The sequence below is a fragment of the Cellvibrio sp. OA-2007 genome (genome assembly GCF_000953825.1).
Taxonomy (GTDB): Bacteria; Pseudomonadota; Gammaproteobacteria; order Pseudomonadales; family Cellvibrionaceae; genus Cellvibrio.
In genome coordinates this window covers 1-20,454 of record NZ_BBUL01000086.1, presented here as the reverse complement: position 1 = coordinate 20,454, position 20,454 = coordinate 1, and the positions used below count along the sequence as shown (strand labels likewise).

Below are 20,454 nucleotides of genomic sequence, written 5' to 3'. Positions count from 1 at the left end.
GCTGACATCCTTTGTTCTTCATTAATAAGGACAGGATAATCACCGCAACAACCCACCTGTAAATATGCACGGGCGGGCTGTAATTGAATCGCATATTAAATTGAGGAAAACATCATGGCACTGAGTGCTTCTGAAAAAGCTGCAATCGTTAACGAATACAAACAAGCTGAAGGTGATACTGGTTCACCCGAAGTCCAAGTAGCTCTGTTGACTGTAAACATCAACAAACTGCAAGGTCACTTCGCTGACCACAAGGCAGACCACCATTCACGTCGCGGCCTGATCCGTATGGTAAACGCCCGTCGTAAATTGTTGGACTACCTGAAAGGTAAAGACGCTTCACGTTACGTTGCTCTGATTCAAAAATTAGGTCTGCGCCGTTAAGTTTGTCCAGTGCCCGCTCTGCGGGCACTTTTATTTTGTGCTTCTAGTTAATTTTCATCTAGAGACCGAAAGCTGTTAGGGATCTGTGCTGATAAGAGAAAAAGTTAGCGCATAGGCAGGACGCATATTTGTACTGATGTTGAATGTGAAATTTATAGATCCTGTATAGATAGAAAAGAACAAACTTAAATAGACGCGTAACAATTAACGCAATTGATTTTTAGTGAATATAAAGGATAAAAGAGTGAATCCGATTATTAAAAAGTTCCAATACGGCAACCAAACCGTAACCCTCGAAACTGGCCGCATTGCTCGTCAAGCAACCGGTGCAGTGATGGCAACCATGGGCGAAGTCAGTGTACTTTGTACCGTGGTAGGTTCTAAAGAAGCGAAGGCAGGCCAGGATTTTTTCCCGCTGTCTGTGCACTATCAAGAAAAAAGTTATGCCGCTGGCCGTATCCCCGGCGGCTATTTGAAGCGTGAAGGTCGTCCTTCTGAAAAAGAAACGCTGACCTCTCGTTTGATCGATCGTCCAATCCGTCCGTTGTTCCCCGAAGGTTTCTTGAACGAAGTACAAGTGGTTTGTACTGTTGTATCTACCGACAAGCAATACGATCCCGATATAGTGGCAATGATCGGCACATCTGCCGCCTTGGCAATTTCCGGTATTCCATTCAACGGCCCGATTGGTGGTGCACGTGTAGGTTACACACAGGAAGAAGGCTACATCCTCAACCCAAGCTTTGCGCAACTTGAAACTTCCGAGTTGGACATGGTGGTTGCCGGTACTAAAGACGCGGTATTGATGGTGGAATCTGAAGCGAAAGAATTGCCGGAAGATATCATGCTCGGCGCCGTACTTTACGCTCACCAGGAGATGCAAGCTGTTGTGCAAGCCTGTGCTGAATTAGCACGCGATGCGGGCAAACCGCGCTGGGATTGGCAACCAGTGGCTGTTAAAGCAGGCTTGACCGATGCGATCCTAAACGGTTTTGGCGATGCTATCGGCGCTGCTTACCGCATCACTGACAAGGCTGAGCGCTACAACCGTTTGGGCGAATTGCGCACGCAAGCTGTTGAGGCTTTGGTTACTGAAGAATCCGGCTTCACAGCAGATGAAGTGAAAGGCGAGTTCGGCATGGTTGAATACCGTTTGGTGCGTTCACGCATCGTAGCGGGCGAGCCACGTATCGATGGCCGCGACAACAAAACCGTTCGTCCAATTCAAGTTGAAGTTGGCGTATTGGGCAAAGCGCACGGTTCTGCGTTGTTTACTCGCGGTGAAACTCAGGCGCTGGTTGTGGCGACTCTGGGTAACGCGCGCGATGCACAAATTATCGATTTCCTTGAAGGCTCCAAAAAAGATGCGTTCATGCTGCACTACAACTTCCCACCTTTCTCGGTAGGTGAGTGTGGTCGTATGGGTGCTACTGGTCGTCGCGAAATTGGTCACGGCCGCTTGGCGCGTCGCGGTGTGACTTCAGTTCTGCCAAAAGAATCCGATTTCCCTTACACATTGCGTGTAGTGAGCGAAATTACTGAATCTAACGGTTCAAGTTCAATGGCTTCTGTGTGTGGCGCAAGCTTGGCGTTGATGGATGCCGGTGTTCCACTCAAAGCACCGGTTGCGGGTATCGCAATGGGCTTGGTGAAAGAAGCTAACGGTTTTGCAGTATTGACCGACATCCTCGGCGACGAAGATCACCTCGGCGATATGGACTTTAAAGTGGCCGGTACCACTAGCGGTGTGACTGCGCTGCAAATGGATATCAAAATTGAAGGCATCACCGAAGAGATTATGGAAATCGCACTGGAGCAAGCTCTGGCCGCGCGTTTACACATTCTCGGTGAAATGAACAAAGTGCTGCCAAGCTCGCGTTCAGTGGTTAGCGAAAACGCACCGCGCTTTGAAACCATCAAAATTCATCCGGACAAAATCCGCGACATCATCGGTAAAGGCGGCGCGACTATTCGTGCAATCACCGAAGAAACCCAATCATCTATCGATATCGATGATGACGGCACCGTTAAGATCTACGCCGACAATAACGACGCATTGCAAGCAGCGATCCTGCGCGTAATGGGCATTGTTGCTGAAGCGGAAATCGGTGCGATCTACGAAGGTACTGTAGTGCGTATCGTAGACTTCGGCGCCTTCGTAAACTTCCTGCCAGGTAAAGATGGCTTGGTGCACATCTCGCAAATCGCCGACGAGCGCGTAGCTAGCGTGAGCGACTATTTGAAAGAAGGCCAAGTTGTAAAAGTGAAGTGCTTGGATGTAGACCAACGCGGCCGCATCAAACTCTCGATCAAAGAAGCATTGGCCGAAGAGTCAGGCGCAGCAGCTTCAGAAGAAGTGACTGCCGAGTAATTTTCGCTAGTTGAGTTAAACAAAAACGCCCGCATCGAAAGATGCGGGCGTTTTTGTTTGTGGCTGGCTTGTTTATTTAGGGTTATTGGAGTTATTATTTTGAATGGCTTGACTAGTGATATGGATTTGGAAAATTAAGATAGGAATCTGGAATTGACGAGCGCAGAACTGATCAAGCTGATTGAAACCGAAGGTTGGTATTTGGCGAGAACCAAAGGTAGTCATCATCACTTCAAACACCCTGACAGGCCTGGGACGATTACCGTTCCCCATCCCAAAAAGGCACTTGGCATTGGCTTGGTAAGGGAAATCAAAAAACAAGCAGGACTTTTGTGAGATTAATATGTCCGCAAAACCTGCCAATATTTCATCAATAGTTATCCGGTAAAAAATAGGAATCACATATGTTGTATCCAATAGCGATTGAACCCGGAGATGAAAAGCATGCATTTGGTGTTGTTGTGCCCGATATTCCCGGATGCTTTTCAGCTGGGGATACCTTTGAGGAGGCTGTGTTGAACGCGCGCGAGGCGATCGAAGGGCATTTAGAAGTTCTTTGTGAGGATGGCTTGGATATTCCGCAGGCAAGTGATATGAAATCACATTTGAATAATCAAGATTTCGCGGGTTGGGTGTGGGCGTTAGTGGAGGTCGATATCACGCGCTACTTGGGCAAAAGCCAAAAAGTAAATGTAACCCTGCCGGATGTATTAATTAAACGAATTGACGACACAGTCGCACGCCAACCCATTTACAAAAGCCGCTCTGGTTTTTTAGCGCAAGCTGCGCTGCATGAGTTGGGGCGATTGACTACAGTGTAATAAGAGTTTGATGTGTAGTCTGGGTGAGGAGCAGAAATATCCGCCAGTAATGTGAAATTTAAAAGGAATAATTGATGAGCATTAAATTTGCTGTCGCAACCGAGAGTCATGCAGAAGTCATCGCCGCATTTGTTATCAAGCTAACCGAAGAGATTTGCTTAAAAACCAATGTGCAATTCTTTTCGATTGATCTGGATGAAACTGTTGCGCGGTGTCGCGAATTGATTCGGGATAAAAATTATGGGGCGATTATTGGCTACAGGGCAGATCAGCCAATTGCAATGTCAACTTTCACAGAATCCTATGCGCTTTATGCTGGTGGGAAAATAGGTGTTATTCCCGAGTTTTATGTTGACCCCCTCTATAGATCTTCCGGTGTGGGTGCCAAACTGATTTCAGTCATAAAAGATTATGGGCGAGATCATGGCTGGGCATGCATTGAATTATGTACCCCACCTTTGCCGGAGTTTGAGCGCACATTGGGGTTTTATCAAAATAATGGCTTAATGGCTGTTGGCGGTAGAAAAATGCGGGAATATATTTGAGTAAAATGTATTAGTAGTGGGCATAAAAATCCCCGCCGCAGCGGGGATTTTTATTTTCAATATGAAATTTAGCTCCACGCCATAAACGGATTTAATACTCTATACCAGCCAGTAAATTTCAACGGCGCATTTAACACCGTCAAACAAATACAGTCTTCGTTTTGCAGTGCGGTTGGGCTGTGTTTGTGGCTGGCGTCGCGGGCGATGAAATCGCCTTCGTGGTATACGCCGAGTTCATCGGAAAATCCGCCGCTTAAAATTACCGTGTATTCAAAACCTTTGTGGGTATGCTTAGGCACTTTTGCGCCAGCGTTGATTTTTTGCAGCGCTACTTGAAAGCCTTTTACGTTAATTAGTGAGGTTAAATCGTACTTGCTGATTTCTTTTGTTTGGCGTTGCCAGGGTAGATCCGCAAGCGATGTGGGTAAATAACGCAGCAAAGGATTAGTGAAGTGCTGAGTGATTTTTTCGCTTGGAGTTGGTTCCATTTTCACCTGTGCGATTTCACTCTGCGCGTGCGGTTCCAGCGATGCCATGAGTGATTCAAAGGCATCGTCATCGGTGCTGGCAGGTTTGATGGTTTCCAGCAGTGCGCCGCCCAAATGGTTTAAATTTTTCACGTGCTGGCGGCAGTCGTGGCAAAAACACAAATGCATTGCCACTGCGAGTGATTCCGGAATAGTGCAACTTCCCGCTGCATAATTCATCAAGGTCATATCATCAGGATGATAGCCGCTCATATCTCTTTATCCTCAAACATAACGCGTAATTTTTGCAGCGAAAGACGCAGGCGCCCCTTCACTGTACCCAAAGGAATATTTAACTCCTCAGCCACTTCCTCGTGGGTTTTGCCTTCGTAATACACTTTGCGCAGTGCGATCATTTGCTCTTCGGGTAATTTATCGATGGCGGTTTTGACAAATTTTTCCGTTGACAAATTTTGAATCGAACAAATGGTGGTGTCTTCGGTGGGAATCTGCCACAGCTCTTCAGTTTCGATCACGACTTCTGCGCGAGTGCGATTTAGCTTGCGCAAAATATCAATGCGCTGGTTGCGGGTGATGGTAAAAATCCAGGTCGATACTGATGCAAGCGACTCGGAGTATTTTCCCGCGTTGCGCCAGACGCTGGTCATCACCTCTTGTACTAGTACTTCGGCGTGTTGGCTGAAGCCTTGATTGATTGCGTAGGCTTTGATGCGCGGCGCAAAGTGTTGGTAGATCGCACGAAATGCCGCTTTGTCATCATTCTCTGCAACACGTGCCAGCAGTGCCCCCCAGTCGGGAGCGTCATTTGTGGCGGTAGAGTCATTCATCGACACGGCCTTTTTAGTCGTCATGTGAAGTCTCATTATCGCTTACCCGTCATTTATAGATAGTCCATAAAGCTCTTTGTACGAAGTGACTTTTGCTCTGGATCATTTCTGCTTTTCTATCCGTCGAGGTTTGCGAGCTGTGGCTGTTTTTTTTGTCTGGGCCACGATTTTTTTACGTGGACTTTTGATCCTTAAAAAAATTAACGGCGTAATCCAATCTGCTAATACCGGCCCGTTACCACGGGTTTTACCTTTAATCTAACACTAATGACAGGTTGATTCGGTCAACAAGAGGGTAAGGAAATGAAGCTAATCAGAGGCATTTTTCTCGCAATACTCAGTGTAATTCTCGTCGCCTGTGGGGGTGACGACAAAGAGAAGGTGAGTGTGTCGGTCAGCCCAATGACAGTCACAATCAAAGCTGGTACGACTCAGGCATTTTCAGCAAATATCACTGGAAGTAAAAATACCGCAGTGACCTGGAAAGTAGATGAGGCCAGCGGTGGAGGAATAACCGCAGCGGGTATGTACACGGCGCCGCTCGCTGCAGGTACCTATCATGTAACGGCAACCAGTGTCGCCGACACCAAAAAAAGCGCAACGGCCACGATTACCGTAACGCCACTCGACAAAACCATGGTGCGCGTATTCCACGCATCGCCCGATGCGCCCAAGGTGAATCTCTGGGTCAATGATGCAGTGGTTGCCTCCGGTTTGGATTATCAAAAATCAACTGGTTATCTCACGCTCGACGAAGGTACCTACAAGGTGGCTGTCGAGGGTGTAATCCCCGGCGGTAATGCCGTGGTCATCGGACCTGTGAACTTAACGCTGGCTGGCAAAACCGACTATGACGTGATTGCGGTAAATACCGCGAGCGCCATTGAGCCATTGGTATTAAGCGATGCTGGCAGCTTGTCGGATAACAGCAAGGTGCGGGTGCGCGTCGCACACTTGGCAGCTGCGGCACCTGCGGTGAAAGTGTATGTGACGGCGCCGGGGGCGAACTTGGCGTCAGCAACCGCTCTGGGTAGTTTTGCATTCAAAGAGACCCTGGGAGCCGTTGAAGTAGCGGCAGGTAGTTACCAAATCCGTGTCACCTTGGCCGATAACACCGTTGTATTTGATTCCGGTACCGTGACCCTCGCCGCTGGTAAAGACTTGCTAATCGGGGCGGTGCCCAACGTGGGCACCGGCGCATCACCCATTAGCCTCGCAGTGCTGGATGGCAGTGCGGTGACGATCATCAGCGACAAAAATGCCGGTGCGAATTTGCGCGTGGTGCACAACTCGGCCGATGCGCCCTCGGTGGATATCACCGCTAACAACGGTGCTACTCCTGCGATTGCCAATCTCGCCTTTCCAGAAACCACGGGTTATTTGAACCTGCCAGCAGCGACCTATAACTTCAAGGTCACCCCTAATGCGACAACTATGCCAGTGGTGATTAATGCCGATGTACCCTTAATGAACGGTAGTGCTTACACCCTCATCGCCTTGGGCGGTTTGGCTAACATCGAACCATTGCTGTTGACCGACGATAACCGCTCAGTTGCCACCGAAGCCAAAGTGCGTTTGGTGCACGGCTCCACGTTGGCCGGTAATGTGGATATCTATGTCACGGCGCCTGGTGCAGGTATCGCGAGTGCTACGCCAGCATTCAGTAATATCCCATTTAAGGCCAGCACTGGGTATGTAAGCCTCGCGGCGGGAAACTACGATGTCATCATTGCGCCAGTAGGGACTAAAACTGAAGCGATAAAAGTCCCTGTAAGCTTAATGGCAGGTGGCGTTTACACCGCAATTGCGCGCGATGGCGCTGGCTTAACCGCAGCGCTGGGTGTGATCGGCTTGGATGGTCTGGCCGCAAATAAAACCCATGTGCGGGTATTCCACGCTTCATCTGACGCACCTAAAGTAAACCTGTGGGTGAACGGCGCCGTCGCCGCAGCAGGCTTGGATTATCAAAAGTCCACCGGGTATTTGGAGCTGAATGCCGATACATACAACATCGCGGTTGAAGGCATTATTCCCAGTGGCAACCTCACGGTGATCGGTCCGGTAGATCTGGCGCTTGCGCGCAACACGCGGTACGACGTAATTGCCGTTAACTCGGTAGCCAACATTGAACCCTTGATTCTGACCGATATGGGCAAACTCGCGAATGCTAACAATGTGCGTGTACGTGTTGCGCATCTAGCTGCGGCTGCGCCAGAAGTAAAAGTCCATGTGACCGCGCCCGGCGATGCCATTTCTGACGCAACTTCACTGGGCAGCTTCTCGTTCAAGGGCACTCTTGGGCCAGTTGAAGTACCTGCCGGCACCTATCGCATTCGGGTTACTCTGCCCAACAACACCGTCGTGTTTGACTCAGGTTCGATAGCGCTGACTAGCGGTAAGGACTTATTGATAGGTGCTGTACCTAACGTGGGTGCAGGTTCATCACCAATTCAACTGGCCGTATTGGATGGCGCCAATGTGGCCGTTTTAAGTGATGCGGCGGCGGGGGCAAATCTGCGTGTAGTGCATGGCTCTGCTAATGCACCAGCGGTGGATGTGTTAGCCAATAACGGCGCAACACCGGCCGTTAGCAATCTCGCGTTCCCGGCGTTCACCAATTACTTAAATCTGGCCGCAGCCACTTACAACTTCAAAGTGGTTCCAACCGGCACCACCTCACCGGTTGTTATCAATGCCGATGTGCCGCTGGCTAATGGCACAGAATATAGCCTGATCGCGGCCGGTGCTCTGGCGAATATCGGCCCGTTATTGCTGACCGATAACAACCGTAAAGTCGCTACTGAGGCCAAGGTTCGTTTGGTACATGCATCGACTCTGGCGGGCAATGTGGATATCTATGTGGTTGCTGCGGGCAGTTCCATTGCCAATGCTGCACCTGCATTCGCCAATGTACCGTTCAAAGCCGATACCGGTTATGTGTCATTGGCGGCGGGTAACTACGACGTGATCATCGCGCCTACCGGTACCAAAACCGAAGCAATTAAAGCCACGCTTAGCTTCGCCACTGGTAAGGTATACACCGCGATTGCACGGGATGGTGCTAACCTGACCACTCCTCTGGGTGTGATTGGCTTGGATTCGCTCGCGCCATAGGCACTTATATTTACTCCCGACGAAGAAAATACCCGGCATTGTCCGGGTATTTTTTTGCTTGTAATTAATCGAGTCGGGTAAAAAATGTGGCTTGACACTTGTCAGTATTGATTTTGTGTATTAGTGTAGTAATACACATTGCTTTTAAAGTGATGCATCTAAAAACATTCGCTGCATAACCCGTCACCAAGGAGTGAGCTATGAGATTCTGTTGTACGTTGATTGCTAGTTTGTTGATATTCGTCAGTATTTCTGCGAGTGCTGAAACCAGCTTGTATGAAATCACCAAGGGCGATGAAAAAATTTATCTCGGCGGCACTATTCATGTGCTGCGCAATAGCGATTACCCGCTCCCACCGGGATTCGAACACGCCTATGAAAATGCAAAAATTTTGGTGCTAGAAACTGATATGAAACAAGCCAGTTCACCAGAATTTGGCCGGCAGATGGCGCAGGCATTTATGTACACCGAAGGCAAAAATTTAGCGCAAGACTTGCACCCAAAACTTTGGCAAGAATTACAAACTTTTGCAGATCAGCGCCAATTCCCGCTTGGCCAAATGAGTATGTTTAAAGCCATGTTTGTCAGCCTCGCCTTATCCATGGCAGAAATGCAAAGCAAAGGTTTCGGTGTGGGGCAAGGAGTTGATGCCTACTTTTATCAAAAGGCGATTCTCGGTGGTAAAGCTACACAAGAACTTGAAACAACAGGCGAAGTGCTTGCGCAATTAACATCGCTCGCCGATATGGATGCCAATTTGGTAATCAAATCCACTTTGCGCGATATACATAAAATGGATCAGGTACTGGCTAAATCCCTTGAATATTGGCGCGTGGGTGAATTAGACAAATTAGATAAAGAAATGGCGGCTGATATGCGTAAAGAAACGCCGCAGATCTATCAGCAATTATTAGTCGCGCGGAATCAGGCTTGGCTGCCAAAAATTGAAGCAATGTTTACAACACCTGCGGTGGAGCTAGTGCTAGTGGGCAGTTTACACCTGTCGAGTAAAAATGGTTTGCTCGCGCAATTAAAACAGCGTGGCTACCAGATCAAGCCTTATAAAATCACCGAATAATTTTTTCGAGCATTTATTTTTTTGGTCAAGGAGTCTTTATGTCTGTCCCAGTGTTGTTAAACAATCTTCAGCGCAAATTGGGTGGTGTCACCGTATTAAAAGGGATCAGCGCGCAAGTATTGCCGGGGCAAGTAATCGCATTGCTCGGTAAAAATGGCGCAGGTAAAACCACTTTGCTGGAAACTATTTTGGGGTTTGGTTTTCCGGCTTCAGGTGACGCCAAACTGTGGGACGTTAAAGCGACTGAGATCAATGGTGAAATAAAGCAACGCATTGGATTTGTGCCGCAGCAGGATGAATTGTTAGCGGGTATGAACGGTTGGGAGCATCTCGCGCTATTTAAGGCCTATCAGTCTCGTTGGAATCAAACCTTGGTGGATCGTTTAATTATCGATTGGTTAATCCCGATGGATACCTATGTAGGAAAAATGTCGGTTGGGCAGCGCCAAAAATTATCGATTCTATTGGCATTAGCGCACGAACCAGAATTATTAGTGCTGGATGAACCGGTCGCCAGCCTTGATCCGATTGCGCGACGTCAATTTTTACAGCAGCTAGTGGAGATAGCCTCCGATGAAAATCGCGCCGTTATTTTTTCTACGCATATTGTCAATGATGTTGAACGAGTTGCCAATCAGGTATGGATACTGCGCGACGGCTTGCTGGTTTGCCAGAGTGAATTGGACGGACTTAAGGAAACTTTGGTGCGCGTCAGGCTTACAGCTAATGAACCTCTACCAGAAAAAATTCGCTGGCCTTATTTGCTAAGACAAAAAAATCAGGGGCTGCAAACACAATTGACGATCCAGTACTGGCAGCCAGATATGGCGCAACAGCTCGCGAATGAATTTAATGCAGAGGTGGCGGTGGAATATTTAAGCTTGGAAGATATTTTTCTGGAGCTGGCGCCATGATGACGAATACTTTAAGCCAATATTGGCATTTGTTTCGCTGGCTGATGATCCCCGCGCGCTACCACTACTGGCTGTTTATGCTCAGTATGGTGGCAACCATAATTGCAGTGTTCAGTGTGGTAGTTGGATCCTTGTTAAATGTGGGCGATTGGCGGCTGGTCTTTGTGGGGATCTGGGCAGTCGTATTTTCAATCTGGTCATTTAGCGCAGTATTGGTATTGCATGGGCAGCTCATGTCTTTGCCATCTAATCGGCAATTGCGATTAATGCCGGGTTTGCGTCAGCGGGCGTTGGTAATTCATTGGTTGGTGCTGGCGACAATGTCAGTATTGTTTACCGCGTTCCAATTTTTTTTAAAAGAAATGGATTTTTCTTTAACTAGAATAGTGTTCAATTGGTCATTTTTTTTACTTGCGTCAGTTGCCTTTTTGTTTTGTTTGAAATGGTTTGGGAACTTTTCTCTGCTCGCTGTTTGGTGTATGGGGATAATGTTTTCGACATTTATCTGGCCGCTTGAGATTTCTCCATGGGGGCTTTTTACCTTGGGTGTGGTGGTATGTATAGGTTTCTCATATTGGTGGCTGCATTGGCGGCCAACGGCAAAAATTGACAATGTTTTTTTGTTGCGTAATTGGCAGAGTTTGCATAACACATCACTTAATCATTGGGCTAAGTTGCCTATAAATATGCTTGCTTTGCGGATTAAAAGTGTTTATTCCCCTGCATCGCTCTATTTGCATTTGTTAAATGGAGTGACGGGTAATCCTCTATCGCGGGTAATAACTTGGCTAGCGATGGGTGGGGTTTCCGTATTAAGTTTGAGCCTAATCGTACGCTTGGGTTATGGTGGCGCTTTGCGTGACATAGCACCAGTTGCAATACCTATTACACTATGGACATTTTTGAGTAGCGCGGGAATGGGCTATTTTACTGGACTGTTTACGAGTATTGGGCGTGCGTGGCTCTATTTTCCCGGCACCAGGACTGAGTTATTGAGTGCAGTTGAAAAGAATTTTGTATTGTCTCTATTAATTGATTTGTTTTTTGTCTGTGCATTAATTGGCTTTGCATGCTATTGGGCGTTTCCCGAATTTTTGCAAATGAAATGGATTATGTTCTACTGTCTGCTAGTGCTGGCGGTGAACTGGTTGTTGTTTCATTTTGTGTGGTGTTTATATTGTCGTACTGAGGGCAACAGTAACTTATTGGGTGTTGCCATTTTCTTCATTATTATGCTGCAAATTTTCCTCGCAGGTGTTAGCTGGAGTCTTGTGTCAAGCGAGAAGATCAGTGTGGATCTATTAATTGTGAGCACTATGTTGTGTTGTACGGTTACTGCGTTGTTCTTGCGTAGCTATGCGCAAAAGGCGACCGCAAAAATGTGTTTTGCACGGGGGAAAGTTTAATGTTTACCCTTAACCCCCAATCCGGCATCCCTATTTATCGTCAGCTCGCTGAACAAATCCGGCGCATGGTCGCCGGTGGTCAAATAAAAGAGGGCGATGAATTGCCTTCGGTACGTGAACTGGCATTGGAGCATGCGGTAAACCCTATGACCATTTCCAAAGCCTATAGCTTGCTGGAAGTTGAAGGGTTGTTAATTCGGCACCGTGGTAAACCTATGCAAATTGCGCGACAAAATAAACAAAACAATTCTGAACAAGAGCGATTGCAGCACTTGCACCCGCAGTTGGAGCAATTGGTTATAGCTGCGCGGCAATTGGAAATTTCCGACAAGGTTCTGCTCGCTAGTCTGCGCGACATGCTTGCCAGTGAGTGATCGTGCATAAGACACTAATTTACTTGGGTATTGATATAAGGAATTAAAGGATGAAAATTGTTTGGTTCACCTCTCGGTTTCTGTGTTTTTTTTCGCTTTTTTTTATAGTTGGCTGCACCGAAAAAAGTGATCAGAAAACCAATGCGGAATCCATTCTAAAACCTTGCCCCGGCTTTGTAGAAACAGGCAAGCCGCCGCTAGTGTATGGCGCGGAATGTGGTGAATTGGTGTTGAAGGAAAATTCGGCTGACGCCAATAGTCAGGATATCAGTATCGCGATTTTGCGTTTACCGGCGATCAGCCCAATTCCTGCCGCCGACCCGCTTTTTTTGATTCAGGGTGGCCCTGGTGGATCTTCAATTGAAATGGCTACACAGCTGCACAGTTTTTTTGCCGATGTACGTAAGAATCGCGATTTGATTTTTGTTGATCAGCGCGGTACGGGCAAATCTAATCCACTGCGCTGCGAACAATTGTCGGCGGCGGATTTGCTCTTATCTGAAACTGAACAGAAAGAAAAATATCTGCAATTAATAAAAAACTGCGCAGAAAAATATACCAACTCCGCTGCGTTTTACACTACGGTTCACGGCGTGCAGGATTTAGATGCGGTGCGCGCCGCCTTGGGCTATCCGCAAATAAACCTGTGGGGCGGCTCTTATGGTACGCGGGTTGCGCTTGAATATGCGCGTCGCTATCCGCAACAGGCGCGCGCTATTATTTTGGATGGCGTCGCCCCAGTGGAGATTGCCCTACCAAAATATTTTTCCCGCGATGCCATGGCTGCTTTAACGGCAGTAAGTGATGAATGCATGGCGCAAACAGACTGCGCTTCTCTTTTTGGCGATATAGTGCAAAAAACTGAGCGTGTTTTGCAGCGTTTAATTGAGCTGCAAACCAAAGGAGAATCCTTGGTGGTCAATTATGAGCATCCGCGTCATCAACAACCCGATACATTGCATTTAACGCCGCGCACATTTTCTTCGCTGGTGTTTATGTCGCTCTATTCGCGTGATTTAACCGTGTTGCTACCACGCGCGATTAGCAATGCCGAAAAACAAGATTATCGGTTACTTGCCGCGCTTGCATCGCTTTCCGGTGAGCAGACGCAACAGATGAATATTGCCGAAGGAATGCGTTATAGCGTCATGTGCAATGAAGATTGGCCGCTGTTAAACGCTGACGATATTGCGCACAGCACACCCTTTTTAGGTTTGCATTTTGTGCAGGATGTACAGCCTATCTGCGCATTCTGGCCCAAAGCTGAATTGCCACAAGATTATTGGCAGCCCATTGTCAGCGATGTGCCCGCATTGTTGTTGTCGGGCAAACATGATCCGGTAACTCCCGAGCGTTGGGCGCAATCAGTTGCTGCGCATTTGTCCCATGCAACTCTGCTCAGCGCTGCGGGTGGTAATCACTCTATTTCAACCGAAGGTTGTGTGCCGCAATTGATTGCACAATTTATTGAACGCGCATCCATGAATGATGTAAAACTGGATTGTGTCGACAATATAAAACCGCTGCCATTAGTGTTGGGCGCCAATCAGAAAAAGGTAGCGTCTTCCGCAGGGAGTACAGAGCAATGATTCGTGTAGAACATGTGAGCAAAACCTTTGCAGCAAAAAAAACATCTTCAATAAATTTTTTCAAGAAAAATAACGCGGCTCCATCTAATAATATTGTCGCCTTGGACGACGTGAACTTTACCCTGAGTGATGGCGAAATTACCGGTCTGCTGGGCTTAAATGGCGCGGGTAAATCCACCTTGATGCGATTGATCTACGGCTTGCTGCAACCCACTTCCGGTGAAGTGTGGGTTGACGAACACCAAGTGAGTAAAAACCCCAATGCTGCCCGGCAAGGTTTGGGTGTACTGCCGGATGATACGGGGTTATACAAGCGCTTGACCGCGCGCGAAAATATTCGCTACTTCGGTGAGTTGCAGGGGCTGCAGGGCGCGCAACTGGAGCAATCGATCGAGCAATTAATTACGTGGCTGGGTATGCATAATATCGCCGAGCGGCGCGCCGAAGGTTTCTCGTTGGGTGAGCGAATGAAAACTGCATTGGCGCGCGCAATTGTGCATCAGCCGCAACATGTTTTACTCGACGAGCCCACCAACGGATTAGATGTTATTACCACACGCGCGGTACGCCGTTTATTGCTCGAATTAAAACAGCAGGGGCGCTGTGTGATTTTTTCCAGCCATTTAATGCATGAGGTGAGTGGTTTGTGTGATCGCATTATTGTGATTTCACACGGGAAAATTTTGGCTGATGGTTCTCTGGAGGCAATTCTAGCTGCAGGTAAAGCGCACTCGCTGGAAGATGCATTTGTCAATCTTGTTCAACCACAGCAGGAGCTGCAACATGGGTAAGTGGTTAGGGAAAATCGCGATAGTGCTGCGCAAAGAGTGGCGCGATGCGCTGCGCGATAGCAAAAGTTTGCGTATGGCGCTGCTGATGCCAATTTATTTTGTCGGCGTGTTTGTCGCCTCTTCGCTGTTTATTATTCACATGAGTAATCAGTCCCGCGCAACGACCAGCGAGCCGATTAAACTCGCCGTGGTAGGTGCCGATTATTTGCCGCCGCTGATTGACTGGCTGCAAGAGCGCGGAGTGCAGATTGATGCGGTCGGCGAGGATGCTTATCAACAGGTTGAGCGCGGTGATTTAGGTTATGCGTTAATTATTCCTGCAGACGCGCGCGAAAAATTTGCTACAGGTGACTCAATTGAATTGGCGCTGGTGTTTGACGCGACCAATAGTAAATTGCAGGGAAGTTTGCATTTTGTGCGCCAGCAAATATGGAGTTGGAACGGGCGCATGGGCAGTTTACGTTTATTAGCGCGGGGAATTTCACCGGGTATTATTAACCCGGTATTGATTCGCGATTTAAATATTGCCAGCGATGAAAAGATGGGTTTTTTTGTGATGGCAAGTTTACCCATGCTGTTAATTCTCACCGCGTTTATGGCCAGTGTCGGTTTTAGTGCGGATATGACCGCGGGTGAACGCGAGCGGCGCTCTTTGGAGTCGCTGTTAATTACGCCGGCATCCTCTGCGGTATTGGTATTGGGCAAATGGTTTACTTGTTTTTCACTCACCTTAATGGTGCTATTAATAGAAGTGGCGCTGCTGGCGCTCGCTTTTGCTTATGTGCCGTTTAAAGAATTAGGATTGCGGGTAAATGTAAGCCCATTGGATTTGGCGGGTGTGTATGTAGTGCTGTCTTCAGTAGCATTGCTGGCGACTGGATTGCAATTTGTTATTTCATTGTTTGCGCGCAGTTTTAAAGATGCGCAAACCTACATGGGGCTGATGATTTTTATTCCAATGGTGCCGCTGTTTTATACTTTGTTTAATCCTAGTGCTTATGCGGATTGGTTTCGCTGGGTTCCTGTGTTGGGGCAACAGGTATTAATTAAGGATTTGTTGCTGGGTGGCGATGTGTCACCAGTATTTTTTTTGCAGGTATGGTTGGTGGCAATTTTATTAGCGGGATTCTTTTTGTTGTGTACGGCGCGGCAACTGCGCAAACCAAAAATTGTGTATGGAGTTTGAGTAGATTTGTTCATTCAGTTAATTAAAAAGGCGCCGCGGCGCCTTTTTAATTATTTAGAGAATATGTTGTGGTACAAGTTAACTTTGCGGTGGTTGTGTTGCTTGAAAATGCGGATGCTGGTTGGCGTAGGTAAAAAATGCATCCAGATTAGGGTAGAGTGAAAAATCTACTTGTTTGCGCAATTTTGCCCAGCCGATAAAACAGGCCAAGCGAATTTGAGCGTCGTTGTAAGGTGCGCTTGTCGGCCACTGTTGTTGATTTAATTCGGCCAATGTTGATTGAATGCGCGCTGCCTGCCGCTGCAAGTAGGGGATCGCGCTAATATCAACTCCATCGCGTTTGATGAAAAACAAATTTACGCAAGTATCCATCACCGTATTCACTAAGCACAGCTCATCTAATTCTTTAGCTGTTTTGCAGTACTCCTGCCCAACACGTTCGCGCAGATGTTTAATAATCGATGTGGAATCGGTTAAAAAAATATCGCCGTCTTCTAAAAATGGCACCCGCTGGGTGGGTGATTTTGCTGTGCTGCCGGTTTGGTCGGTTTCAATAAACTCGCAGGCTAATCCGGTTTCCAACAGTACAATACGCACATGGCGAACAAAGGGTGATGTGTAGCTACCGTAAAGTTTCATAACATATTCTCTAAACAGTTGATTGCGCTTTTAATCGGGTTTATTGCGCTTGGGGTGGATATTTAAATGCCTGCCGCGCGAGTAGTTTCCACTCTCCCGCCTGCTTTTGCCACACCAATAATACGCCCAGGTGAATCGTGTTAGGTACGCCGCCATCTTTAATATCGGCGTTTAGATTGTGACGTACTAAGGCTACATCACCTGAAATACTGATGGTTTGATCCGCTAATTCCATAGTGACAAAGTCAGATTTTCCGCTGACAATTTTTTCAATAAAAGCTTGTTGGTCTTCGATGTGGCCACCTGAATGCCCATAGCTGAGTTGAGGCGATGAGAGTTGTTGTAAGGCTTTTGCGTCGCCATCAATCATTGCAATGCGCAACTGCTCAACTTTTTTGCTCAGCACGTCTATTTCGCTATTGTCGGCCATAGATAGCGGACTAATACAAAGGCTGGCGATCAGCAGAATTTTTTTCATAACTGGATGGCTTAAACGACTGTGACTCATAAAGTAAACCCTATAGTGAAGTGAGTGAGCGACCGAGTGTAGATTCTTATAGTGATAGGTGATTCTAGCGGCTGGCAGGGCATTGTGTGTATCAATTATGTAAAAGGATGCTGATAGCCCTTCTGGATATTCCAACTCGGTTTTTGACAAGGTGGATAATTCTCGCGACACTTATTGTGACATGCATCACGCATTGCGTGCTTGCTACGACAGGGTTGGTTCATTTTTTAAGGGAGTTGCAACATGCCGGAACTTAGAGCCTCAAAATCGCCCCTCAAATCTACACTCGCCGAGCGGTTACAGCAGGTTGTTGATAATCGACGCGGCGCACAAAAGGCAGTGCCTATCGACCTTGGGCGCTATTTGAATGAATCCCAGTTGCTTGCGCTGCACAGCCTTGAAAACTTTGGTTGGCATCTGTGGTTTGTGCGCCGGCCATTGTTTATGCAGCCAATCGTGATGGTGGCGAATGCAGAATCGACCCAGCACGCGCAGCTGGAAGAAGACGGATCGGTCAATCTAAAACCGTCACTGCAGCTTCGTCATTAGCAATACTGAATTGCTAATTATTCAGGTGTGATTCAGAGCTAAAACTCTAGCATCAACTCTGTATGCTTCTACGGAGTTGAGCCATGTTAAAAAATCTACCTATTGCAATGCTATTGCTCCTGTCTATTGGGTTATTTGGCTGTGGCGGTGAAACTGTCGCAGTTGATGACCCGCATGAAAATTACGTTCCCGAATTGCGTGCCTTCGATATTATTGATAGCTACGATACAGATACTGCCTTTGCTAATCACCCGCCGCTTGCACTCAGCCCCTATCTTTATGATGGGCTGTACGAAATTTTTTGGGATGTAGATAGTCTTGAAGATTATCGCGTGACACTGCGCATTAATGATCGCGCTTCTATCAACGGCAGCTTGCCGATTTATTCGCAGTGGTGTGGTGCCGGGCGCGCCTGTGACCAGAGCGGCAACTGGGTATGCGAATATACCAGCGATTTTTATATGTCTTGTGAAGGTTCTACCAAAGAAGTGGATATTTACTCATTAGTTAAACAAGTACCGCAGAAAGTGTATCTGTTTATTGAAGTTTGCGACTCCAATTCAGGCTATTGCGAATACGATTATTATCCTGTGACGCTTGAATAAGATTCTTGAGTAAGAGGAAAAGAGTAAAATAATTAGCTAAGCGCAAGGATTGCGCTGGAAAAATCGGTTTAATGCCATCATGCTGCGCGTGTATTGAATAAGTCATCATGCGCAGTAGTCTCTATGATCAGTGATCTCTCTTTTTATCTCCTTGCGGTGCCGGTCGTCATTCTTGTGGGTATGTCCAAAGGCGGTTTTGGTGGCGGCTTGGGTATGCTCGCTGTTCCACTGTTATCGTTGATGATTGATCCGCGTTTTGCCGCTGCTATTTTATTGCCTATTTTATGCAGTATGGATGCATTTAGTTTGTGGAGCTTTCGCGGCACCTGGGACAAACTGAATTTAAAAATTTTGTTGCCTGGCGCACTACTGGGAACAGTTGCCGGTGCGCTAACCTTTGAAATGACCAATGCCGATTGGGTGCGCTTTATGATTGGTGTGCTGTCGATTTATTTTGTCGCGCACTACTTATGGGGCAAGCATTTTTTGGAGCAGTTAACCCAGCGTAAACCCAACAAAATAGCGGGCAGTTTCTGGGGCAGTATTGCCGGTTATGTAAGTTATATCGCCCATGCGGGTGGCCCACCAATTGCGATTTATTTATTGCCGCAGCACTTATCTAAATCAGTTTTGGCGGGCACCACGATTTTATTTTTCGCCATCATTAATTTTATAAAACTCATCCCCTATGTCTGGCTAGGCCAAATTGACAGCAGCTCTTTTTTCACCTCACTTGCACTTTTACCACTGGCGCCCTTAGGTGTGTGGCTAGGCGTTTATCTGCATCACCGTGTATCAGACCGCATTTTTTATTGGCTCAGTTATGGCTTTTTGTTATTGGCGGGAATTAAACTGACTTATGAGGGAGCTGTGGGATTATTAAGCAATTAGTTGCTTTTAACAGATGGAATTTACTAATCAATTGGCTATTATGCCTGCGCTAGTTTATCTGCAAGTAAGATAGGGCAGGGCTTTGCTCCCGTCTTGAAAACAACAACGATTTTAAAGGAATCAAAAAATGAAAAATTGGTTAATTGCGATTATGTTAAGTAGTCTACCGGTAGTGGCTATGGCCGGAGATAATTCAGTGGGTGGATTTTATTTGGGCGGCGGTGTGGCGAATGTCAAAGTGGACGTTCAATATGAAAATACGTCCGATATGATTGCAGAAGAGATTGTTGGCGGTTACAAACTCAATCCGTTTGTTGGTGTTGAGGCTCGTCTAGGTGTAGGCATGAAAGATAATGCAGACCTTTTCTATGGATCGGCTTACTATCGTACTGAAAGCTCTAATGAAACAGCTAAAACATATCTGTTATTAGGTTATACCTTTGGTGTGCTCGCATCTGATGATGCTATCGACGAATCTGTTAATTTGAGCGGGATTTCTTATGGGGCGGGTGTGGGTTTTGTACTTACACCGAGGTTAAATCTTAATTTTGAATACCGTGCCATTCTTGTCGGTAGTGGGGATTTTGACATGGGTTCTAGAGATATCGAATTAAGCGGTGTTTCACTTAATGTGGATTATCGTTTCTAGTTTTGTCTGCGCAGGCAAAGTGGGCTGAAGCTTCTAATCTAATGATAGCTATTCAGCCCATCTGTAAAAATGTCGATATAAATTATATCGATCACTCCGTTATGTTTTCATTTAATGCGCTACTCAGCGCACCTTCACTTGCTGCGCTTGATTCACTCGCAGCTGATGAGCTGGGTAGCTTGCAATGCTCGTTGATTTTTTCTTCTATTTTCGCCGCTGCGCTGGAAGTTTTTTGCTGCTGTTTCCAAAACTTGCACTCCACGCTGCGCTCTTTCATCGCCTTTAATTTTTCCAGGCGTTCTGTTTCTTCTTTATTGATTAATCTCTCTTCGCGGCGCGCTTCTGCTTGTGCCAAAAAAGCTTCATGGGTTAACTCTTCTACAGCCTCTGCCTCTGGTGCACCATCGTTTATTACTGGGTTAGTGAGAGTGCTTTGTTCTTGCGCTGTTGCGGCATTGGCGCGCACTTGCTCCAGAGCTTCTTGCATAGCGGCAGTTTTGTGCTGGGTAAGAGCCGGCTGTGCTGGTGCATCAGATTTAGCCATTACCAAATAAACACTTAATCCACCGAGAAAAAATAAACCTACTGCCGCTGCTATTGTTTTTGTACCAATTTCCATTGCTTTCTCCTAGGGTCTGTTAACACAAATAAGTGTGTCTGCGATCAAAGCAAACTGGATGAAAAATTTAAAAATTACATCCAGTTTGTCAAAGCGTGAAAAAAT

General features: G+C 47.0%; 22 protein-coding genes. 17 read left to right on the top strand and 5 right to left on the bottom strand.

Features of this window, described 5'->3' with window-relative positions; translation table 11 throughout:
- The first annotated feature begins 114 nt into the window (after positions 1 to 114).
- The 5 genes from rpsO (at position 115) to AWU77_RS08175 (ending at position 4,121) form a co-directional block, all read left to right on the top strand.
- Positions 115 to 384, top strand: a complete 270-nt coding sequence (gene rpsO / locus AWU77_RS08195; protein WP_062061544.1) for a 30S ribosomal protein S15 — start codon at positions 115 to 117, stop codon at positions 382 to 384.
- Positions 385 to 628: 244 nt separating this feature from the next.
- Positions 629 to 2,755 carry a polyribonucleotide nucleotidyltransferase gene (gene pnp, locus AWU77_RS08190; protein ID WP_062061541.1) on the top strand — a complete coding sequence of 709 codons (2,127 nt, stop codon included), beginning with the start codon at positions 629 to 631 and terminating at the stop codon, positions 2,753 to 2,755.
- Positions 2,756 to 2,908: 153 nt separating this feature from the next.
- On the top strand, positions 2,909 to 3,091 hold the full coding sequence (locus tag AWU77_RS21005) for a type II toxin-antitoxin system HicA family toxin (protein ID WP_084618206.1): 183 nt from the start codon (positions 2,909 to 2,911) through the stop codon (positions 3,089 to 3,091).
- Between the two features lie 68 nt (positions 3,092 to 3,159).
- Positions 3,160 to 3,576 (top strand): type II toxin-antitoxin system HicB family antitoxin, encoded by a 417-nt coding sequence (locus tag AWU77_RS08180; RefSeq protein WP_062061535.1) that lies wholly within the window; start codon positions 3,160 to 3,162, stop codon positions 3,574 to 3,576.
- A gap of 74 nt (positions 3,577 to 3,650) precedes the next feature.
- On the top strand, positions 3,651 to 4,121 hold the full coding sequence (locus tag AWU77_RS08175) for a GNAT family N-acetyltransferase (RefSeq protein ID WP_062061532.1): 471 nt from the start codon (positions 3,651 to 3,653) through the stop codon (positions 4,119 to 4,121).
- Positions 4,122 to 4,189: 68 nt separating this feature from the next.
- On the opposite strand, the gene AWU77_RS08170 is transcribed toward AWU77_RS08175, so the two are convergent.
- Together AWU77_RS08170 and AWU77_RS08165 are read right to left on the bottom strand one after the other, a co-directional pair.
- The gene (locus AWU77_RS08170; protein WP_062061529.1) at positions 4,190 to 4,861 is read right to left on the bottom strand and encodes a ChrR family anti-sigma-E factor; all 672 of its coding nucleotides are present in this window, start codon (positions 4,859 to 4,861) and stop codon (positions 4,190 to 4,192) included.
- A complete protein-coding gene (locus AWU77_RS08165; protein WP_062061526.1) occupies positions 4,858 to 5,460 on the bottom strand; it encodes a sigma-70 family RNA polymerase sigma factor in 603 nt (200 codons plus the stop codon). The genes AWU77_RS08170 and AWU77_RS08165 overlap by 4 nt, the downstream gene beginning before the upstream one ends.
- 279 nt (positions 5,461 to 5,739) lie before the next feature.
- Between AWU77_RS08165 and AWU77_RS08160 the strand changes: the two genes are divergently transcribed.
- From AWU77_RS08160 to AWU77_RS08125, 8 genes are all read left to right on the top strand, one after another.
- On the top strand, positions 5,740 to 8,550 hold the full coding sequence (locus tag AWU77_RS08160) for a DUF4397 domain-containing protein (protein WP_084618204.1): 2,811 nt from the start codon (positions 5,740 to 5,742) through the stop codon (positions 8,548 to 8,550).
- Positions 8,551 to 8,750: 200 nt separating this feature from the next.
- A complete protein-coding gene (locus tag AWU77_RS08155) occupies positions 8,751 to 9,629 on the top strand; it encodes a TraB/GumN family protein (RefSeq protein WP_062061520.1) in 879 nt (292 codons plus the stop codon).
- Between the two features lie 38 nt (positions 9,630 to 9,667).
- On the top strand, positions 9,668 to 10,543 hold the full coding sequence (locus tag AWU77_RS08150; protein ID WP_062061517.1) for an ABC transporter ATP-binding protein: 876 nt from the start codon (positions 9,668 to 9,670) through the stop codon (positions 10,541 to 10,543).
- On the top strand, positions 10,540 to 11,949 hold the full coding sequence (locus tag AWU77_RS08145; protein ID WP_062061514.1) for a hypothetical protein: 1,410 nt from the start codon (positions 10,540 to 10,542) through the stop codon (positions 11,947 to 11,949). Before AWU77_RS08150 ends, AWU77_RS08145 begins: the two co-directional genes overlap by 4 nt.
- A complete protein-coding gene (locus AWU77_RS08140) occupies positions 11,949 to 12,323 on the top strand; it encodes a GntR family transcriptional regulator (protein ID WP_062061511.1) in 375 nt (124 codons plus the stop codon). The genes AWU77_RS08145 and AWU77_RS08140 overlap by 1 nt, the downstream gene beginning before the upstream one ends.
- Before the next feature lie 50 nt (positions 12,324 to 12,373).
- Positions 12,374 to 13,912 carry an alpha/beta hydrolase gene (locus tag AWU77_RS08135; RefSeq protein WP_084618202.1) on the top strand — a complete coding sequence of 513 codons (1,539 nt, stop codon included), beginning with the start codon at positions 12,374 to 12,376 and terminating at the stop codon, positions 13,910 to 13,912.
- Positions 13,909 to 14,703 carry an ATP-binding cassette domain-containing protein gene (locus tag AWU77_RS08130; protein ID WP_084618200.1) on the top strand — a complete coding sequence of 265 codons (795 nt, stop codon included), beginning with the start codon at positions 13,909 to 13,911 and terminating at the stop codon, positions 14,701 to 14,703. Before AWU77_RS08135 ends, AWU77_RS08130 begins: the two co-directional genes overlap by 4 nt.
- Positions 14,696 to 15,889, top strand: a complete 1,194-nt coding sequence (locus AWU77_RS08125) for an ABC transporter permease (protein ID WP_062061508.1) — start codon at positions 14,696 to 14,698, stop codon at positions 15,887 to 15,889. Before AWU77_RS08130 ends, AWU77_RS08125 begins: the two co-directional genes overlap by 8 nt.
- Before the next feature lie 78 nt (positions 15,890 to 15,967).
- Here the strand turns inward: AWU77_RS08125 and AWU77_RS08120 are convergent, their stop codons facing one another.
- Positions 15,968 to 16,528 (bottom strand): glutathione S-transferase family protein, encoded by a 561-nt coding sequence (locus AWU77_RS08120; RefSeq protein WP_062061505.1) that lies wholly within the window; start codon positions 16,526 to 16,528, stop codon positions 15,968 to 15,970.
- 40 nt (positions 16,529 to 16,568) lie between these two features.
- Positions 16,569 to 17,036 (bottom strand): nuclear transport factor 2 family protein, encoded by a 468-nt coding sequence (locus AWU77_RS08115; RefSeq protein WP_238582345.1) that lies wholly within the window; start codon positions 17,034 to 17,036, stop codon positions 16,569 to 16,571.
- Between the two features lie 243 nt (positions 17,037 to 17,279).
- On the opposite strand from AWU77_RS08115, the gene AWU77_RS08110 reads away from it, so the two are divergent.
- The 4 genes from AWU77_RS08110 to AWU77_RS08095 all read left to right on the top strand — a co-directional run bounded on the left by AWU77_RS08110 (position 17,280) and on the right by AWU77_RS08095 (position 19,730).
- Positions 17,280 to 17,585 carry a hypothetical protein gene (locus AWU77_RS08110; RefSeq protein ID WP_062061499.1) on the top strand — a complete coding sequence of 102 codons (306 nt, stop codon included), beginning with the start codon at positions 17,280 to 17,282 and terminating at the stop codon, positions 17,583 to 17,585.
- Positions 17,586 to 17,668: 83 nt separating this feature from the next.
- On the top strand, positions 17,669 to 18,190 hold the full coding sequence (locus tag AWU77_RS08105) for a hypothetical protein (RefSeq protein ID WP_062061497.1): 522 nt from the start codon (positions 17,669 to 17,671) through the stop codon (positions 18,188 to 18,190).
- A 123-nt stretch (positions 18,191 to 18,313) separates the two neighbouring features.
- Positions 18,314 to 19,081: a sulfite exporter TauE/SafE family protein gene (locus tag AWU77_RS08100; RefSeq protein ID WP_062061494.1), complete on the top strand. Its 768-nt coding sequence runs from the start codon at positions 18,314 to 18,316 to the stop codon at positions 19,079 to 19,081.
- 127 nt (positions 19,082 to 19,208) lie between these two features.
- Entirely contained in the window at positions 19,209 to 19,730 is a 522-nt protein-coding gene (locus AWU77_RS08095) for a porin family protein (protein ID WP_062061491.1), read from the top strand.
- A 91-nt stretch (positions 19,731 to 19,821) separates the two neighbouring features.
- Here AWU77_RS08095 and AWU77_RS08090 read toward each other — a convergent pair whose 3' ends face one another.
- On the bottom strand, positions 19,822 to 20,349 hold the full coding sequence (locus AWU77_RS08090; RefSeq protein WP_062061488.1) for a hypothetical protein: 528 nt from the start codon (positions 20,347 to 20,349) through the stop codon (positions 19,822 to 19,824).
- Positions 20,350 to 20,454: the final 105 nt, after the last annotated feature.

Excerpts from the sequence above, each read along its gene's own strand:
- AWU77_RS08175 (WP_062061532.1), top strand. The coding sequence starts at position 3,651 with ATGAGCATTAAATTTGCTGTCGCAACCGAGAGTCATGCAGAAGTCATC.
- AWU77_RS08135 (WP_084618202.1), top strand. The coding sequence starts at position 12,374 with ATGAAAATTGTTTGGTTCACCTCTCGGTTTCTGTGTTTTTTTTCGCTT.
- AWU77_RS08100 (WP_062061494.1), top strand. The coding sequence starts at position 18,314 with ATGATCAGTGATCTCTCTTTTTATCTCCTTGCGGTGCCGGTCGTCATT.
- AWU77_RS08095 (WP_062061491.1), top strand. The coding sequence starts at position 19,209 with ATGAAAAATTGGTTAATTGCGATTATGTTAAGTAGTCTACCGGTAGTG.
- AWU77_RS08105 (WP_062061497.1), top strand. The coding sequence starts at position 17,669 with ATGTTAAAAAATCTACCTATTGCAATGCTATTGCTCCTGTCTATTGGG.
- AWU77_RS08145 (WP_062061514.1), top strand. The coding sequence starts at position 10,540 with ATGATGACGAATACTTTAAGCCAATATTGGCATTTGTTTCGCTGGCTG.
- AWU77_RS08165 (WP_062061526.1), bottom strand. The coding sequence starts at position 5,460 with ATGACGACTAAAAAGGCCGTGTCGATGAATGACTCTACCGCCACAAAT.
- AWU77_RS08150 (WP_062061517.1), top strand. The coding sequence starts at position 9,668 with ATGTCTGTCCCAGTGTTGTTAAACAATCTTCAGCGCAAATTGGGTGGT.
- AWU77_RS08110 (WP_062061499.1), top strand. The coding sequence starts at position 17,280 with ATGCCGGAACTTAGAGCCTCAAAATCGCCCCTCAAATCTACACTCGCC.
- AWU77_RS08130 (WP_084618200.1), top strand. The coding sequence starts at position 13,909 with ATGATTCGTGTAGAACATGTGAGCAAAACCTTTGCAGCAAAAAAAACA.
- AWU77_RS08115 (WP_238582345.1), bottom strand. The coding sequence starts at position 17,036 with ATGAGTCACAGTCGTTTAAGCCATCCAGTTATGAAAAAAATTCTGCTG.
- AWU77_RS08125 (WP_062061508.1), top strand. The coding sequence starts at position 14,696 with ATGGGTAAGTGGTTAGGGAAAATCGCGATAGTGCTGCGCAAAGAGTGG.
- AWU77_RS08180 (WP_062061535.1), top strand. The coding sequence starts at position 3,160 with ATGTTGTATCCAATAGCGATTGAACCCGGAGATGAAAAGCATGCATTT.
- rpsO (WP_062061544.1), top strand. The coding sequence starts at position 115 with ATGGCACTGAGTGCTTCTGAAAAAGCTGCAATCGTTAACGAATACAAA.
- AWU77_RS08155 (WP_062061520.1), top strand. The coding sequence starts at position 8,751 with ATGAGATTCTGTTGTACGTTGATTGCTAGTTTGTTGATATTCGTCAGT.
- AWU77_RS08120 (WP_062061505.1), bottom strand. The coding sequence starts at position 16,528 with ATGAAACTTTACGGTAGCTACACATCACCCTTTGTTCGCCATGTGCGT.
- AWU77_RS08140 (WP_062061511.1), top strand. The coding sequence starts at position 11,949 with ATGTTTACCCTTAACCCCCAATCCGGCATCCCTATTTATCGTCAGCTC.
- AWU77_RS08090 (WP_062061488.1), bottom strand. The coding sequence starts at position 20,349 with ATGGAAATTGGTACAAAAACAATAGCAGCGGCAGTAGGTTTATTTTTT.
- AWU77_RS08170 (WP_062061529.1), bottom strand. The coding sequence starts at position 4,861 with ATGAGCGGCTATCATCCTGATGATATGACCTTGATGAATTATGCAGCG.
- AWU77_RS08160 (WP_084618204.1), top strand. The coding sequence starts at position 5,740 with ATGAAGCTAATCAGAGGCATTTTTCTCGCAATACTCAGTGTAATTCTC.